The organism is Glutamicibacter sp. MNS18 (assembly GCF_026107515.2).
Classification (GTDB): domain Bacteria; phylum Actinomycetota; class Actinomycetes; order Actinomycetales; family Micrococcaceae; genus Glutamicibacter.
This window is the reverse complement of sequence record NZ_JAPCHW010000010.1, coordinates 1-16,598: the sequence shown is the minus strand read 5'-3', so window position 1 is coordinate 16,598 and position 16,598 is coordinate 1. Positions and strand designations below refer to the sequence as shown.

Genomic DNA, 16,598 nt, shown 5'->3' with positions numbered 1-16,598 from the left:
TCAGATCACAAATCTTGGTGCGGAATCGAGACGGCGTTGATACTAGTACTGGTACTAACAGGAAGCGGGGTCGCCATGGACACGGGGCAACAGCGGCGGGCGGAACTGGCGGAGTTCCTCAAGAGCCGCCGGGCACGGGCCGATCGCTCGGCCCACGGCCTGCCTGAGGTGGGGCGCGGCAGGGTGCGCGGGCTGCGCCGCGAGGAGGTCGCCACCCTGGCCGGGGTGTCGGTGACCTGGTACACGTGGCTGGAACAGGCCCGGGATATCAACCCCTCACGGCAGGTGCTGCAGGCGCTGGCCGGGCTGTTCCGGCTTTCCCCGGTGGAAACCACCTACCTGCTGGCCCTGGGTGGCCATGGGGAGATCGCCCCGGCCCGCTCCAGCGGGATGACCCCGGCCCTGCAGCGGCTGCTGGATGCCCTGGGTTTCCCGGCGTTCCTGCTGGCCGCGGATTGGGCCGTCATCGGGTGGAACCAGGCCTATGAGCAGCTGTATCCGCGGATCACTTCCGTGCCTCAGCAGGACCGGAACCTGCTTTGGCTGGTGTTCACCGATGCCCAATTGCGTCAGATGCTTCCGGACTGGGAGGAACAGAGCCGCAGTTTTGTCGGCAGCTTCCGTGCCGAAACCCGTAGTTGGCTGTCCCCCGCGGGGGACAGCGGCATCGTGGCCCGGGTCTCGGAGGCATCAGATGAATTCGCGGCGATCTGGAATGAACGTGATGTGGCCGGATTCCGCACCCGCGAGCGGCTGTTCCGCCACCCGGTCAAGGGGCTGACCCGCTATGAACAGCACAACCTGGCCCCGGCCGAGGCCCCGGATCTGACGCTGCTGATCTACGCGCCGCTGGACTAGTCGGAATGCCGCCTCCACGACGCTGCTGGAAGGAGAACCGAAGGGTGGCATGCGCGGAACAACCCATCTTGCGTGAAGATACTGTCGGTTCCATGCGCTAAATTCCAAGTATCGCTCATTGAACATAGAGGACCATCGGCCGACGAATGCGCTGACAGGCCCAGATGGGGAACGATGACATGGAACAGCTCAAGGCCCTGGTTCGAAACGTTGCCGCTTATGCCACTAGACCAGCAATGTTGGTCTTACTCATGTTCACGGTCGGGTTCATCCTGGCCCGAGTGCTCCCACCGTTTATTCTGGATGATCCATTCTGGCGAGCGTTTTGGTCCGGACCTCCTGCAGCGGGGATCTTCGCGGTCATCGCAGCGAGCCTTGCTTATGCCGCAGCGATTCATAGTGCGACGGTGGCCAGGACGAATGCCGAAGCAGACGCATTCTGGAAGCAAGCCGAATGGTCGCTTAACCTTGCGCTTTCCGATGCGAGCACGGAACGTGCCATCGGGCTCGCATCAATTCTTCCCTGATGGGGAAACATAGCAAGACTGCAGATGAACTTCTATTGAATGTCGTGGTTGGTGTTGCTGCAGATGATATCGACGGAGATGGCAACGTCGAGGATAATGAAGGAAAGGCAGGAGATAAACGTGAAGACTAGGAAGGCTGGCATCCTGAGCGAACGAATCGCTTCAGGTAAAGCCGAACCAATTTCTGACTTCGAAAAGCAGCTGGCTACGCAGATCATTCGAAAGTACGAGAAGAAATACGGTGAACCCCAGGCCAAGGAGCTTTTGGCACGCAGTGCGCGCCAAACCGCACGGCGACAGGGCTGAAGTTGGGTCCCTACCTGGAGTCCTGGTTGTGTGCCGTGATGCATCGGTCTGAATGCTTGGTGAGACCGACGGACGAAGTATTCGGACCGACGCAAAACAAGTGACGTAGTGAACCTGCAATCGAAATTCTGCCGAGTCCTCACCTTGTGCCCACGCATGATCCGTTCCTGCGTCGAGGGATGCCCAAGAAGGACACAGCCACGGTGGTCGGACGTTTTGCACCGACGGCGACGAACTGCTATTCACGCTTTCCGAACGCCGCTGGGGCAGGATGGATGACACGCCACATTCGACTTACTTGTTCACGACCGGTTTGGTGCGGATTGCAGGCTGAAATGGCTGCAGGCAGTGGTACATCCAGGTCCACCGGGATCCGGGTCTCGACGGAATTCGACCTCGAATCCCAACGCACTGACGAGTTTGACGATCTCCAACGACCCACCGTGCGTCGAGAAGGTCGGCGAAATCTTCGCCCAGTGCCTGCTCGCGGCGATGTACGTGTCTGAGGGATCGCGACTGACTCTCAGCTCCCGCCAGCCCCGGGGAACCCGCACGCCAATGGCACCGACGGGTTCTCAGGGGCATGATCGTCAGGGACTGTCTGGCCCCGGTTGAATGGTTTCTTCGCTACTAGTTCGCGTGAATCCGTCTTGATCGCCCCGATCGGTTGAAACAAGTTATGCAAAGCGTTGTTGTCTGCGGTATCCGCAGAATACTTGGGTGGAGGAGGACAGGAACCTGCTGTGGTTTGTCATCATCGGTGCCCAATAGCGCGCGATGCTTCCGTACTGGGTGGAAATGAGCGGCAGCTTCCGTGCTGGAAGACTCGTTAGCTGAGCCGGGCGGCGACAGCGGAATCGTTGCCAGGCACTCTGCCGTTTTCCGGGGATTCACGGTCATCTAGGATGAAGGTGATCTTCAAGCCGGGAACACCATTGCCCGGCACGCAGGTGACAAGGTCACCGGGTTGTGCCGGGCATTGGTGTCTAGGACGACAGGGCTTACTGGAACTGCCGGTATCCGGAGACCATCGGGCAGTCGAACGGGTCGCGGGCCGAGAGGCCGACCTTGTTCAGGTAGGTGATCACCTGGGCGTAGGACTGGCGGACGGTGGCCACCGTGTACGGGATCTGGTGCTCGGCGCAGTAGTTGCGCACGATCTCGGAGACCGCGGCGAGGTTGGCCCGTGGCATCGAGGGGAACAGGTGGTGCTCAACCTGGAAGTTCAGGCCACCGAAGATGATGGAGAGCACCTCGTTGCCCCAACGGCTCTTGGCCATCACGTTGCGGCTGGTCAGCACCTGACGGGAGAAGAAGTCGATGCGCTGGTTCTTGGGCACCATTGGCATGCCCTTGTGGTTCGGGGCGAAGGAACCGCCCATGTACACGCCGAAGACGGCCAGCTGGACACCGACGAAGGCGAAGGCCATGCCCACCGGCAGGAAGGTGAAGACAATTGCCAGGTAGATCGACAGGCGAAGGGCGATTGCGGTGATCTCGCGGCCACGGCGCTTGACCCGTCCCCCGGCGAAGAGGTACTTGATGGACTGGTAATGCAGGTTCAGGCCTTCAAGGGTGAGCAACGGGAAGAACAGGTAACCCTGGCGTTCGGTGATCCACTTGAGCACACCTTTTTGTCGCTGGGCATCTTCCGGCTGGAAGGAGATCGTGTCCCACTCGATATCCGGATCCTTGCCGATGGTATTGGGGGTCGCGTGGTGCTTGTTGTGCTTGTTCATCCACCACTGGTAGCTGATGCCCACCACGACATTTGCCAGGAAGCGGCCCAGCGTGTCATTGGTATTCGAAGAGGAAAGGATCTGGCGGTGCGCGGCCTCATGGGCCAGGAACGCGAACTGGGTCAGCAGGATACCCAAGGCGGCGGCCATCAGCAGCTGGAACCAGCTATCGCCGAGCAGTACGAAGCCGGTGATGATGCCACCGAGTAAAGCCAGCAACACAATGCCCATGCCCAAATAGTGTCCACGTCGTCGGCCGGTCAACCCGGCTTCCCCGACAAGGGCCTTGACATGGAAGAAACTCTTGGGATCTCCCGGACGGACAAACTTTTGGTCCGAGACGGGAGCGGACAAAGTGGAAGAAGTGCTACTCAAGTAAAAAGTCCTCGGGTGTGTAGCGGCGACTTTTCAGTCGAAAGAACTGAAAGTCTCAACTCCTATGACTGAAGTCTACGTTGAAAGACTGTGTGACGGCTGATCATGACGCACTTTAGGGGTACAGGTGTGGGACCAAAGGCGGGCATGGCTGGGGCTCAACCCCGTAGTTGATGGCGGTCCGCCGGAGTTCGGGCTCCTGCGGTTCCAGGCCGGGCACCTCCGCATTGTGACGCGACGCACAAATGGCAGGGATGCTGGCCACCGGAATCCGCACTGTCCGAGGACGGGACACGTGACGCTGTAATGCCGCTGTAACGCCTCCGGCGGCACACTCAGCAGACCGGCAGCAGTAGGGGGACTGATCACCGTGGCCAAGAGCAAGGTTGAAGAATTTCCGGAGATGAAGGGATTCCTGAATGTCACGGTCAGGCTGGTTCTGTCAGATGCCGAACGTCTTCGCAGTGAATTGAAATGGCTGCAGAGCACGGATCCGGCCGGCACCGTGGACCAGGAGAAGCAACAGCTGGATGAGGAGATTCTGGCGCACTTGTCTGCAGCCGAACAGGTCATCACCAGACTCAGATTCAGGTTCAACCGCGGTGCGATGCTCATCGGATCGGCCATGGCCAGGGTGCATGCCGCCGAGGAACTCATGCTCAGGCGTGGTGCGGCAGAGTATGTCCTGGGGAGACTGGCGAAGATCCATGCGGACGTGGTGAACCATTTGGACGAAGCCGATGAACAGCGCAAGGCCTTTGAGGGATTGGTGAAATGTGGCGGTCCCAAGGACAAGGACGTGAAGGACGAGGTCCTGGAAACCATCGTGAGCGCCAGTGCCGCTGCACATCTGGCCTATCGTCGCGAATACGCCCGGTTGCGCAGTTTCCGTATCACCCTGATGTTGTGCACGGTGGTGCTGTTCGCCATCGCCGCGGCGGTGGGAGTCTGGGGTGTGCAACGACCGGCAGACCTGGCCTTGTGCTTCAACCCGGTGGAACAGGCTAAGGTGGTGTGCCCCATCAACGAGAATCCGTTCCCGCCGCAGGAAGCAAGCCAGGCTACCGACGAGACCACCAGCGGGGATGCTGCCGACCTCAGCGCAGATATCGACCGGGCGATCGGGAACACGGTCACACCGTTGGACATTCCACTGGTGCTGTTCATTGGATTGGTCTCTGCCGCGGTGGCCGGTGCCCCCTCGCTGCGCCGGGCCCGGGGGACGGCGACCCCCTACAGCCTGGCCGTGACCCTGGGGCTGATGAAGCTGCCCACGGGGGCCATCACCGCGGTCCTGGGGCTGATGCTCATGCGCGGCGGATTCGTCCCGGGTCTCAGTGCCCTGGACACCTCCTCGCAGATCATGGCCTGGGCGGTGGTTTTCGGGGCCTCGCAGCAGTTGTTCACCAGGCTGGTGGATCGGCAAGGCGAGATCCTCATCGACCAGGTCGGCGGCCAGGGAGGAAGTACCCCTTGATGGGCACGGGATCAGCCATGGACGCCGAAGCTGACCTGTCCCTGCTCCACATACCAGCGCTGGTCCAAACGGACATTCTCCAGCATCCGCCGGTCATGGGTGACCAGCAGCAGGGCACCCTCGTAGTTTTCCAATGCCTCTTCCAGCTGCTCAATGGCCGGCAGATCCAGGTGGTTGGTCGGCTCGTCCAACACCAGCAGGTTGACCCCGCGTCCCTGCAGCAACGCCAATCCCGCCCGGGTGCGCTCGCCGGGGGAGAGGTCTGCCACCCGTGAGGCGGTCTGGTCCGCTTTCAGTCCGAACTTGGCCAGCAGGGTACGCGCCTCGGCCGGGGAAAGCTGCGGCACCGCATCCTCGAAGGCCTCACCCAACAATGAGTCGGCGGGCAGGTAGCTGCGCGCCTGGTCGATTTCCCCGATCTGCACGGAGGCGCCCAACGCGGAGGAACCGGAATCGGGGGTCAGCTGGCCGAGCAGGAGCTTAAGCAGGGTCGACTTGCCCGCACCATTGGGCCCGGTGATCCCGATGCGCTCGCCGACATTGAGCTGGGCCGTGACCGGACCGAAGACGAAGTCCCCGCGCTTCAGTGCGGCCTCGTTCAGCGTGCACACTACCGAGGAGGAACGCGGTGCCGCGGCGATCTCGAACTGCAGCACCCATTCCTTGCGCGGTTCCTCCACTTCCTCCAACCGGGCAATCCGCGATTCCATCTGGCGGACCTTCTGCGCCTGCTTCTGCGAGGACTCGGTATTGGCCCGGCGGCGGATCTTGTCATTGTCCGGGGCCTTCTTCATGGCATTGCGCACGCCCTGGGAGGACCATTCCCGCTGGGTGCGCGCCCGGGAGACCAGGTCCGCCTTCTGCCCGGCAAACTGCTCGTAGGCCTCACGGGCATGGCGCCGGTTGATCGCCCGTTCCTCCAGGTAGGACTCGTAGCCGCCGTCATAGACCGCCACCTTGTTCTGCGCCAGGTCCAGCTCAACAATCCCGGTGGTGCACCGGGCCAGGAACTCGCGGTCGTGGGAGACCAGAATGACCCCGGTGCGCAGCGAGGTGATGAAGGATTCCAGTCGCTGCAACCCGGCCAGATCCAGGTCGTTGGTCGGTTCGTCCAGTAAGACGATGTCGAAGCGGCTGAGCAGCAGTGCCGCAAGGGCCACCCGGGCGACCTGACCACCGGACAGCGCAGTCATCAGGGTCTCGGTGGGCAAATCGAAACCCAGTTCGGCCAGTACTGCCGGGGCACGGTCCTCCAAGTCCATGGCACCGCAGGCCATCCAATGGTCGAAAGCCGCGGAATAGGCGTCATCGGCTCCCGGGGTGCCGCTGCCGAGCAGTTCGGCGCTGCTTTCCATGGCCGTGGTTGCCTGGGCGCATCCGGTGCGTCGTGCCAGGTAGTCCGCGATGGTTTCCCCGGTGATCTGCTCGTGTTCCTGCGGCATCCAGCCGATGAACGCCTGGTCCGGGGCGGTGGACACGGAACCGGCCTGGGGCTCGTCCACACCGGCCAGCAGCCGCAGCAGGGTGGACTTCCCGGCGCCGTTGGCTCCGAGCACACCGAGCACATCCCCGGGGGACAGGGTGAAGCTCAGCTGGGAAAACAGGGTTCGGTGGGCGTGGCCGCCGGTCAGGTCCTTGGCCACGAGTGTTGCGCTCATGGGCTCCATTCTAGTTTTGCCTGCGAGCGGATCTTCACCATGCTCCGGGAGAGCTTGGGCACGGGACAACGGTTGGAAATGTGGTGCGGGAAGGGGCGGTTGCCCGTGCTGTCAGGGAAAACGCTCAAAGGGGTGGATGCCATGGACTGAGGCGGTTTACCCTGAAACCATGAAACGCTTAGCGCTTGCCCTGGTCCTATCCGCCGTGCTGATCTCAACCGCCGCGTGCAGTTCCAGCGGTCCGTCCGGGGATGTGGCATTGCCCGGCATCTGGGGCAGCCAGGATGAGGGCCAACCATGGCTGGAGCTGAGCCCGGACGGGACGGCTTCAGGCAGCGACGGGTGCAACAGGCTGATGGGTGAATGGACAGCCGATGGGTCCGAGGTCACTCTGGCGCCGGTGGCCACGACCCGGATGTACTGCGAGGGCGTGGATACCTGGCTCAGTGGCATCGACCGGGCCACCGTTGAAGGCGACACCCTGCGGGTATTCAACCAGGGCGACGAGGAAATCGGGACCTTGCACCGGCACTAATCACCCGGATCCACGTCCCCGGTCCAGGGATGCCCCACGCAAAGCGTGGGGCTTTTTCCATGCCCTGGACTTCGCCGAGCCTGCAGAGCTCCCCATGGTTCCTTCCCGGCAACCGGTTTCACGTATCGTCCCACGTCATACAGCTACGTCCGGATACACGAGACGAGACTGCCAGAACCTGGGTAGGAAAACCCTTGCTGTGTCGCGGATCACTTGCTACAGTCTTACCGCTCAAAGGGAAGCTAATCCCACTAAGTGGGAAAGTGTTGGTTGTTGGATAGGGACTATGACATTGACTGAGAATCTACAGCTGGGTGCGGACAACCAGCCGCTGGCCGGAATCCGCGTGTTGGAACTGGGAAATTTTGTGGCCGCGCCGTTCGCTGCCCGCGTGTTCGGCGACTTCGGCGCAGAGGTCATCAAGATCGAAAGGCCGCACGTGGGTGACGAACTGCGCGACTGGCGCAAGGCCCGGGGGTCGACCTCGATGCTCTTCCGCACCGTGGGCCGCAACAAGAAGTCGGTGGCGCTGGATCTGCGCAGTGAGCTCGGGGTTGAGGCAATCAAGAAGATCGTGGCCACCACGGATGTGATCATCGAGAACTTCCGCCCCGGAACCCTGGAGAAATGGGGGCTGGGACCGGAGGTGCTCAATACCATCAACCCGGACCTGGTGATCGTGCGCATCTCTGGTTACGGCCAGACCGGCCCGTACAAGGACCGGGCGGGCTTCGGCAGTTCGGCCGAGTCCTTCGCCGGCCTGCGGTACATCACCGGGGAGCCCGACCGTCCGGCAGGACGGGCCGCGGCAAGCCTGGGGGACACCGTCGCCGGGCTCTACGGGGTCATCGGCGCGCTGATGCTGATGTTCCACCGTGCCCGTGGGGGAAGCAACGCCGCCGGCAATGTGGTGGACGTGGCCCTTTACGAGGGGGTCTTCTCACTGCTTGAGTCCCTGGTGCCCGACTACGACGCCTATGGCATGGTGCGCCAGCGCACCGGCGGGCGGTTGCCCGGGGTAGTGCCCACCGGCTCCTACACCTGCGCGGACGGCCTGGAAGTGGTAATTGGCGGAAATTCGAATTCGGTGTTTGTCCGGCTGATGAAGGCCATCGGGCGTGAGGACCTGGCGGCGGATGAGAGCCTGCTGGCCACCGAGGCGCGCGGGGCCCGTGAGGCGGAACTGAACGCCGCCATCGAATCCTTCACCGGCAGCATGGACCTGGAGCAGGTACTCGCGGCGTTGGAGGCCGCCTCGGTTCCCGCCGCACCGGTCTACGACGCGCCTTCGATCGCCAAGGACGAGCACTACCTGGCCCGCGACATGATCCAGACCCACCCGGTGATGATCGACGGGGAGCCGGAACTGATCCGCTTCCCCGGGGTGGTCCCCAAGATCCCGGGCCACGAGGGATCCGTGCGCTGGGTCGGCCCGGAACTGGGCGAACACACCGACCAGGTCTTGCGCGATGTGGCCGGGTTCGACCAGGCGCAGCTGGCCGCCCTGCACGGCGAAGCGGTGAGCCGGTAATGCGGGTCGAGATCACCGATGTCTTCCTGCGCGACGGGCTGCAGGACGAAGCCGTGGTCGTGGCCACCGGCCACAAGTTGCAGGTGGCCGAGGCGATCGTGGATGCCGGGATCCGGCGGCTGGAAGTCGCCTCGTTCGTGAACCCGGCCCGGGTGCCGCAGATGGGCGATGCCGCCGAAGTGTTCGCCGGCCTGGACCGCCGTGCCGGCGTCGGGTACACCGCGCTGGCGCTCAACGGCCGGGGCATCACCCGTGCGGTGGAGGCCGGAGTCCGGGAGGTCTCGGTGGTCACCTCGGCCAGTCAGGCGCACAGCAGCACCAACGCCGGGGTGGGGATCGAAGCGGCGCTGGCCTCGCTGGCCGCCGACGTGGCCCGGTACCCGCACACCAGGTTCGTGGCCGGGGTCTCCACCGCCTTCACCTGCCCGTTCGAAGGCGAGATCAGCCCCGAACGCCTGCTGGGCGTGGTGCGGGCCTTCAAATCCATGGGCATCACCGACATCGGGTTGGCCGACACCCTGGGCAGCACCGAGCCGCAGCGCCTGATGGACCGGATGAAGTACGTGCAGGACCACGAACCGGAGCTGGTCTACTCCCTGCATCTGCACAACGCCCATGGCCGGGCGCTGGAGACCGTGGGGCTGGCCGTGGATGCGGGCATCAACCGCTTCGATGCCGCCCTGGGCGGCTACGGGGGATGCCCCTTCGCTCCCGGGGCAGCCGGGAACCTGTCCACCGGGGAACTGGTGGGTTACCTGCACTCCCGGGGGTACGACACCGGGATCGATGAAAGCGCGCTGGCCGAAGCCACCGCGTTGGCCGGATCGGTGGTGGCCTCCGCCCTGCCGCTTTCCACCACAGCACGTCCTGCCCGCTAGGCAACGTAGCCTAGATTCCATACAGGTCCAGCTGAACCCGGCGGCGTACGCCGCTCAGGCGGCAGGCGGACCGTTAAACATCGGGAGAATACGATGTCGAAGACCGAACGAACAGCACAAGTCCCGCCCAGTGTGACGGAAGTGGACTCCGCTGCACTGGCGCAACGGATCCAGAAGGCACACATCCCCAAGGGGGCGCACCTTCCCAACCCGCGCCATACCGCGATCACCGGCATGCCGATCTGGTTGTACATCATCCTGGCAGCAGTGGTGCTGACCGCCGCCCTGACCGGGAATCTTCCCGGAGGAATGCTCGGCGGGTTCGCGGTGTCGATGATGCTCGGCGGGCTGCTGATCTGGCTGGGCAACCTCTTCCCGGTGATCCGCGACTTCGGGTTGCCCACGGTGCTGTGCACCTTCGTGCCCGCGGTGCTCATCTTCTATGGGGTGATGCCGGAATCGATGACCGTGGTTGTCACCGACTTCGTGACCACCCACGGCTTCCTGGACTTCTTCGTCGCCGCGGTGATCGCCGGTTCCATCCTGGGTGCCCCGCGCGCCCTGCTGATCAAGGCCGGCCCGCGTTTCGCGATCCCGTTGCTGTCCTGCATCCTGCTGGCCTTCACCCTGACCGGTGTGCTGGGGGCGATCACCGGCTACGGTTTCTGGACGTCGGTGCTGACCATCGCCGCACCGGTCATGGCCGGCGGGCTGGGTCTCGGCGCGGTGCCGATGGGCGAAATGTACGGCGCCCATACCGGACTCGATTCCTCGGCATTCATGGGGGATTTGATGTCGGCCGTGGTTGCCGCCAACATTTTCTGCATCCTCTTCGCCGGCATCCTCAACGGCCTGGGTAAGCGCAAGCAGCTGTTTGTGGGATTCAGCGGCAACGGCGAACTGATGCGGGTGAAGGGAAAGCGCCAGGATCTGGTCACCCCGCCCAAGCGCACCGTGGCCAGTTTCCTGACCCTGGGCAAGGGACTGGCCCTGACCGCGGTGCTGTATGTGCTCGGGGTCCTGCTGGGCAGCTTCTTCCCGGTGCTGCACCCTTATGCATGGATGATCATCGCCGCTGCGTTGCTGAAGATCTTCGGCCTGCTGCCCAAGGACCTGGAGGAAGCCACCACCGACTGGGGCGAGATGATCACCGCGGTCCTGGTCCCGGCCCTGCTGGTGGGCGTGAGTATTTCCTTCATCGACATCAACGAGGTGCTCGCCTCGCTGGGTGACCCGATGTTCCTGGTGCTGGTGGTGTTCACGGTGATCGTCTCCGGGGCCTCCGGAGGGTTCATCGGTTGGCTGCTGAAGTTCAACTTCGTGGAGGCTGCGATTACCCCCGGGCTGGTCATGGCCGATACCGGCGGGTCAGGGGACGTCTCGGTGCTCAGTGCCGCCGAACGCATGCACCTGATGCCGTTTGCCGCGTTGTCCACCCGCATCGGCGGTGCCTTCGTGCTGTTCCTGACCACCATGCTGGTGCCCTTCATGCCGGTATAGCACCGGGGAACCGGCTCCAGACCGCCGGCCCGGGCTACGCACCATGCGTGGCCCGGGCCGCCGGTCTACTGCTTGCCGGGACACGAACCTAGCGTTGATCGGCGAAGGCCTGGGAGATCCGTTCGGCGGTCCGGGCAACGAGTGCCCCGTGATCCTCGCCGGGGGAGACCTCGCAGCGCGAGAGCGGCATGGCCAGGCAGATGGAGGCCACCACATGGTCCTTCTGGGTGATCGGTGCACTGACCGAACCCAGACCGGGGGTGCGCAGTCCCACCGACTCCACCCATCCCCGGGTTTCCACCGAGCTCAAGGCCGCGGCATCGAAGGCCAGCAGCCGGCCGCTGGAGCCGTGGGGCAGGGACAGGCTGGCGCCGACCGGAAGCGTGGCCTTCAGCTCGTGCCGCGAATCGACCGAAGCGACACAGATGCGCGAGTCGCCCCGGCGGATCCACAGCTGCGCGGTTTCGCCCGTGGTGTCGCGCAGCTGGGTCAGGTGGCTCAGCCCCACGATTTCCAGCCGGCTGCGCACGAAACGCCGTCCCAGGCTGAAGTCTCCGGAGGATTCGCGACGCAGGAAGTCGTACTCGACCAGATTCAACGCCAAACGGTGCGCCGTGGAGGTGGAAAGCCCGGTGCGCCGGGCCAGTTCGCTGGCAGTGGCATCCCCGAACTCCAGGGCATCCAGGATCAGGCAGATGCGGTCGAGCTGCCGATTGGTGGCGGTTTCAGTCACGTGATGGGCCTCTTCCTTGACGGGAAATACCTCCCGAATCGACGGTTGTTGCCAAATGGGGGTAATCGGTTCCTACTGTATGGGAAACGACATCGTGTATTCAAGAACAGGAAAACCGCCGTAGGGCTGGTGGCGGCCATCACTCCCTGCTAAAGTATTCCCACTAAATAGTAATGAAATCCCATTTATTGGGAAATATTAATGAAAAGGGTTCAGAATGGCGCACTACAACATTTCGGTGATCCCCGGCGACGGCATCGGCCCCGAGGTCATGGACTCCGCGCTGGCGGTGCTCGGTGAAAGCGAAAAACACTTCGACCTGCAGCTGTCGTACACCACCTACGACTTCAGCGCAGATCTCTACCGCCGTACCGGACGCAAGATCACTGAAGCGGATATGGATGTGATCGGTGCAACCGACGCGGTGCTCTTCGGCGCCATGGGACTTCCCGACGTGCGAGACCCAGAGGGCCTGGAGCTGGGTGCCCAGGTGGAAATGCGCGCCCACTACAAGCTCTTCGCCAGCCTGCGTCCTGTGAAGCTCTTCCAAGGCGTGGAATCCGCGGTCAAGGCACACAACGTGGACATGCTGGTGATCCGCGAAACCTCCGAGGGGATGTTCGCCGGGCTGCACGATAGCCACGAGCCAAGCGATGAGCAGGCCACCGACCGGATGACGATCACCCGCGCCACCAGCGAGAAACTCTTCGACCTGGCCTTCTCCGAAGCCCGGGCGCGGCGCAGGCGGGGCACCCCGGGACGGGTCACCCTGCTGCACAAGTCCAACGCCCTGCGCAGCAACGTGCTGATGGAAAAGGTCTTCGACGAGGTCGCCGCCCGCAACACCGATATCGAGAGCAGCAAGTACTACATCGATGCCGGTTCCATGTACATGGTCACCGACCCGGAACGTTTCGACGTGATCGTGAGCGAGAATATCTTTGGCGATATCACCTCGGAGATCGCTGCCGGGCTGGTCGGCGGACTGGGGGTTGCCCCCTCCGCCGATGTGAGCCTGAGTCACGGTGTCTTCCAGCCATCCCACGGCAGCGCCCCGGATATCGCCGGAACCGGCCAGGCCAACCCGATCGCCATGATCCTCTCCGCGGCGATGATGCTGGGCTGGCTCGGTGAACAACGGGGTGATGAAACTTGCCGGCAGGCCGCACGCAGCATTAACCAGGCGGTGGAACAGGTACTGGCTACCGGACCGCGCACCAGGGATCTGGGTGGCAACGCCACCACCAGACAGGTCACCGACGCGGTGCTCCAGGCACTGGCTTCCACCCTCCCGGCAACCACCCACAGCCTGTAGAAAGGAAATGACCATGACCCAAAAGGTCCTGTTCCTGAACCCCTTGAAGGACTACATCGACGGGCTGAAGCAGTCCACCCCGGAGGGCTTCGAGCTGACCGTGCTGCCTGCCGGTACCCCGGTTGAATCGATGTGCGAGGAAGCGGTGGACGCCGACTTCATCGTCTCCGGCATCGAGGTGCCCGAAGAGGTCTTCCGCGCCGCCGGCCAGGCGAAATTCATCCAGTACATGAGCTCCGGCTATGGCCAGTTGCCCCCGGCGGTCCTGGACAGCCTGGGAATCCCGGTGGCGCAGATGAAGACCCACTCGATCTCCGTGGCGGAGCACGCGGTCACCCTGATGCTGACCCTGCTGCGCCGCATCCCGGCCTCCGTGGTGGCGCTACACGAAGGCAAGTGGCGCCAGGACCTGGACGAGGCCTCGTACTCCGAGCTCTACGGCAAGACCGTGGGTATCGTGGGGCTGGGGAATATCGGCCGCTGGGTTGGCAAGGTGGTGCACCACGGTTTCGGGGCCAACGTGGTCTTCTATGACAACGCCGAAATCCCGCTGACCGTCTCCGAGCTCATCTCCGCCAAACAGGTTGGCCTGGAGGAACTGATGGGCGCATCCGACATCGTTTGCGTGAACCTTCCGCTGAACACCGAATCGGACAAGCTTATCGGGGAAGCCGAGTTGGCGCGCATGAAGGACACCGCCGTGCTGGTCAATGTCGGTCGCGGCGAGGTGATCGATGAACGAGCCCTGATCCGGGCGCTGCGCGAGGGGCGTATCGCCGGGGCAGGAATGGATGTGTTCGACAACGAACCGCTGGGGCTGGACAGTGAACTGCTGGGCCTGGACAGTGTCGTGTGCACACCGCATATGGCGGGTGTGGGCTGGGAGAACGTGCAACGGCGCATCGAAACCGTATGGCAGAACATCAACACCGTGCTGGATGGCGGGATCCCACGCGGGGTCATCACCCAAACCAAGCGGGTGCCGAGCCTGCAGCACTGAGGATGACTGAAGAATTGCCACCAAGCGGCGCGATGTGCGGCTCCGGACCGATCCACCATGTGAGGTCCGGGGTCGCTTTTCGTCTGCCATCACATAGTGTCGATTTCGGCAGGGAAACGGGCAAACGCCTTATACAGTCAGGAGAGGAAGACTCCCCTCTGGGATTACCCAAAGCCATCTGCATTGCATGCGGCGATGGCCTGTCTCTTCGCTACCGCCGAGAGGAAACTGATCGGCCACGATCAGCTCACCGAGCGGGTTGGCTCGAGAATTTTACCCGCCCAAGGGACGAGCAACGGCTGTTCCGCGCGGGAGGCCAGACGCCGGGGGTAGCGAACGCAATCGTGAAACCCTCCGGGCCGATTCCGCCCCTGATGCGACGTTGCCTGAGTCCATCACGGTCAGCCAGTCATTGATGATCGGTTGCCCGCAGACCTCCTGCTCCCAGACCTTCCACTTGTGCGGAATTTCCTGTTCGGACATCGTCGCGACCGTCATCGGCAAGGAAGTCGGCCACTTTGGCACCCACAAGATCAGACGCGATGGCGTCCAGCTGGATGAGGAGAGCGAAGGTGCTGGTGGTTGAACCGGGATGGACAGGATGTGGATCTGCCTATACCCGTGCGGTTGAAAGAAGTCTCATATTCGTTGTAAATCAGTAGTAAGATTGTTGCATGTAGGGTTCTTATCCTTCTGCCCAGGGAAGCGGTGATGCCGTTTCCAACTACCTCAGGAAGTGGACGGCTCGTGGGAAACATGATTACGACCACCGGAACAGCCCACGCGGAAACTGCCCGCATGGACTTCCGGGAAATCGTGCGGCGACTCAATGCGTCCCTCGGGGCAGCGATGGTCTCCGCCTTAGCAGGTGCCAAGGATCCCAAGGCAAGTTACCGCTGGCAGAAGGAAGACGGAAGTGTTCCGTCGGACGCGTTCCAAGCGCGAATCCTGCTAGCCCACCGTGCGTGGAGAATGGTCTCCGATGTTGACGGTGATCAGGTAGCCCGCCAATGGTTCTTGGGTGCCAACCCATGGCTCGACGAAATGTCGCCAGTCGAAGCCATACATCAGGACCGGTTCAAGGCTGTGATCGATGCGGCCGAGGCCATGGCATCAGGAGGGTTCAACGGATAATGAGCACCATTGTGGAAGAAGTCGACGGGCAACCGAGTATCGTCCACGCTCCTCTGAACGGGTATCGTATTGCAGCTGAAAGCTACGGTGCGCTCAACCCGATAGAGCGGGATCACTTCTTCCCCGATGATGTGGGTTCCTGGAATCGATTCGACACCACTGGTAGGACGTTATACGCAGCTTCAACACGTAATGGTGCATTTTCCGAATGCCTGTACTCATACCGGCTCGACAGCAGTGCCCGTACAGCCATTGGCTTCATGGCAGAACGGTTCGGCTTGACCGAAGATGAGGCGTATAACTTGTACGCAGATGAGCAAGAGTCACTGGGACATGATCGTCCCGGGGGATTTCCCGCTAACTGGCGCGAGGGACGACGCCTATACCATCTTTCAAGCACACAGGACTTGACTTGGTTTGATCTCAGCACGACCCACTCCCTTCAGTACATTGACAAGTACATCGGCCCGGAAATTTACCGGACTTGTGGCGTTAAGGCAGTGGATCTCTCACACCTTTTTGGGCCCGACCGCAAACTGACCACCCTGATTGCCAGCAGGCTTCGCAACCTCCGCCTCGAAGACGGCAGTTTCGCCGACGGAGTCAGTTTCACCTCCAGGCATGGTGCAGGCAATTGCTGGGCATTCTGGATGCGCCGAACTGACGACGAGATGGATCACGAGCTGGTGACCAGCGACGTAGGTTCCCCTAACAGCACCGAGGACCCTGACCTGCTGGATGTCACCAGCCGATTCAATATTCGAGTCAATTGATGAGGGCAAGTGCCGACCCGCAAATACGGCGTTGAGGGAACCCGGTATATTCGGACCGGGCCGTCTGAACATGGAACCATGTCCACTACCTGAAGGCTCGCGCGGACGCGCGGACAGATCCGGTACCGGAAATGCAGAACCGGGTCTGCTGAGGGTTTGGTTGACACCGTGATTTATGCCGCCAGAGCGACGGACTCGATCATTCTAGCCTCGAACTGGACAGGGGTCAGTTTCCCCAGCCTGCGTTGCTTGCGTTTGC

The 16,598-nt window shown here is 62.6% G+C and carries 17 protein-coding genes; 14 read left to right on the top strand and 3 right to left on the bottom strand.

Annotated elements, in window-relative coordinates; translation table 11 throughout:
- Positions 1-75: 75 nt before the first annotated feature.
- From OK351_RS13605 to OK351_RS13590, 4 genes are all read left to right on the top strand, one after another.
- Positions 76-858, top strand: a complete 783-nt coding sequence (locus OK351_RS13605; protein WP_265159891.1) for a helix-turn-helix transcriptional regulator — start codon at positions 76-78, stop codon at positions 856-858.
- A 179-nt stretch (positions 859-1,037) separates the two neighbouring features.
- Complete coding sequence (locus OK351_RS13600) at positions 1,038-1,385, top strand: hypothetical protein (RefSeq protein WP_265159888.1); 348 nt, start codon at positions 1,038-1,040, stop codon at positions 1,383-1,385.
- Positions 1,385-1,516, top strand: a complete 132-nt coding sequence (locus OK351_RS13595) for a hypothetical protein (protein ID WP_265159885.1) — start codon at positions 1,385-1,387, stop codon at positions 1,514-1,516. Before OK351_RS13600 ends, OK351_RS13595 begins: the two co-directional genes overlap by 1 nt.
- On the top strand, positions 1,506-1,691 hold the full coding sequence (locus tag OK351_RS13590) for a hypothetical protein (RefSeq protein ID WP_265159882.1): 186 nt from the start codon (positions 1,506-1,508) through the stop codon (positions 1,689-1,691). Before OK351_RS13595 ends, OK351_RS13590 begins: the two co-directional genes overlap by 11 nt.
- Before the next feature lie 1,001 nt (positions 1,692-2,692).
- Here the strand turns inward: OK351_RS13590 and OK351_RS13585 are convergent.
- Positions 2,693-3,805, bottom strand: coding sequence for a fatty acid desaturase family protein (locus OK351_RS13585; protein ID WP_371931451.1), 1,113 nt, complete (start codon positions 3,803-3,805; stop codon positions 2,693-2,695).
- A 403-nt stretch (positions 3,806-4,208) separates the two neighbouring features.
- Here OK351_RS13585 and OK351_RS13580 point away from each other — a divergent pair, with 403 nt between their 5' ends.
- A complete protein-coding gene (locus tag OK351_RS13580) occupies positions 4,209-5,282 on the top strand; it encodes a hypothetical protein (protein ID WP_265159880.1) in 1,074 nt (357 codons plus the stop codon).
- 11 nt (positions 5,283-5,293) lie between these two features.
- Here OK351_RS13580 and OK351_RS13575 read toward each other — a convergent pair whose 3' ends face one another.
- The gene (locus tag OK351_RS13575) at positions 5,294-6,940 is read right to left on the bottom strand and encodes an ABC-F family ATP-binding cassette domain-containing protein (RefSeq protein ID WP_265159878.1); all 1,647 of its coding nucleotides are present in this window, start codon (positions 6,938-6,940) and stop codon (positions 5,294-5,296) included.
- A 169-nt stretch (positions 6,941-7,109) separates the two neighbouring features.
- Here OK351_RS13575 and OK351_RS13570 point away from each other — a divergent pair, with 169 nt between their 5' ends.
- The 4 genes from OK351_RS13570 to OK351_RS13555 all read left to right on the top strand — a co-directional run bounded on the left by OK351_RS13570 (position 7,110) and on the right by OK351_RS13555 (position 11,384).
- A complete protein-coding gene (locus OK351_RS13570; RefSeq protein ID WP_265159875.1) occupies positions 7,110-7,475 on the top strand; it encodes an META domain-containing protein in 366 nt (121 codons plus the stop codon).
- 292 nt (positions 7,476-7,767) lie between these two features.
- Positions 7,768-9,006 (top strand): CaiB/BaiF CoA transferase family protein, encoded by a 1,239-nt coding sequence (locus OK351_RS13565; protein WP_265159872.1) that lies wholly within the window; start codon positions 7,768-7,770, stop codon positions 9,004-9,006.
- The gene (locus tag OK351_RS13560; RefSeq protein WP_265159870.1) at positions 9,006-9,884 is read left to right on the top strand and encodes a hydroxymethylglutaryl-CoA lyase; all 879 of its coding nucleotides are present in this window, start codon (positions 9,006-9,008) and stop codon (positions 9,882-9,884) included. The genes OK351_RS13565 and OK351_RS13560 overlap by 1 nt, the downstream gene beginning before the upstream one ends.
- A 93-nt stretch (positions 9,885-9,977) precedes the next feature.
- On the top strand, positions 9,978-11,384 hold the full coding sequence (locus tag OK351_RS13555) for a 2-hydroxycarboxylate transporter family protein (RefSeq protein WP_265159867.1): 1,407 nt from the start codon (positions 9,978-9,980) through the stop codon (positions 11,382-11,384).
- 88 nt (positions 11,385-11,472) lie between these two features.
- On the opposite strand, the gene OK351_RS13550 is transcribed toward OK351_RS13555, so the two are convergent.
- On the bottom strand, positions 11,473-12,117 hold the full coding sequence (locus OK351_RS13550) for an IclR family transcriptional regulator (RefSeq protein ID WP_265159865.1): 645 nt from the start codon (positions 12,115-12,117) through the stop codon (positions 11,473-11,475).
- Positions 12,118-12,334: 217 nt separating this feature from the next.
- Here OK351_RS13550 and OK351_RS13545 point away from each other — a divergent pair, with 217 nt between their 5' ends.
- The 5 genes from OK351_RS13545 (at position 12,335) to OK351_RS13525 (ending at position 16,339) form a co-directional block, all read left to right on the top strand.
- Positions 12,335-13,432, top strand: coding sequence for an isocitrate/isopropylmalate dehydrogenase family protein (locus tag OK351_RS13545; protein WP_265159863.1), 1,098 nt, complete (start codon positions 12,335-12,337; stop codon positions 13,430-13,432).
- Between the two features lie 13 nt (positions 13,433-13,445).
- On the top strand, positions 13,446-14,432 hold the full coding sequence (locus OK351_RS13540; protein ID WP_265159860.1) for an NAD(P)-dependent oxidoreductase: 987 nt from the start codon (positions 13,446-13,448) through the stop codon (positions 14,430-14,432).
- 382 nt (positions 14,433-14,814) lie between these two features.
- Positions 14,815-15,018, top strand: a complete 204-nt coding sequence (locus OK351_RS13535) for a hypothetical protein (RefSeq protein WP_265159858.1) — start codon at positions 14,815-14,817, stop codon at positions 15,016-15,018.
- A gap of 170 nt (positions 15,019-15,188) precedes the next feature.
- Complete coding sequence (locus tag OK351_RS13530; RefSeq protein ID WP_265159856.1) at positions 15,189-15,566, top strand: hypothetical protein; 378 nt, start codon at positions 15,189-15,191, stop codon at positions 15,564-15,566.
- Complete coding sequence (locus OK351_RS13525) at positions 15,566-16,339, top strand: RES domain-containing protein (RefSeq protein ID WP_265159854.1); 774 nt, start codon at positions 15,566-15,568, stop codon at positions 16,337-16,339. The genes OK351_RS13530 and OK351_RS13525 overlap by 1 nt, the downstream gene beginning before the upstream one ends.
- Positions 16,340-16,598: the final 259 nt, after the last annotated feature.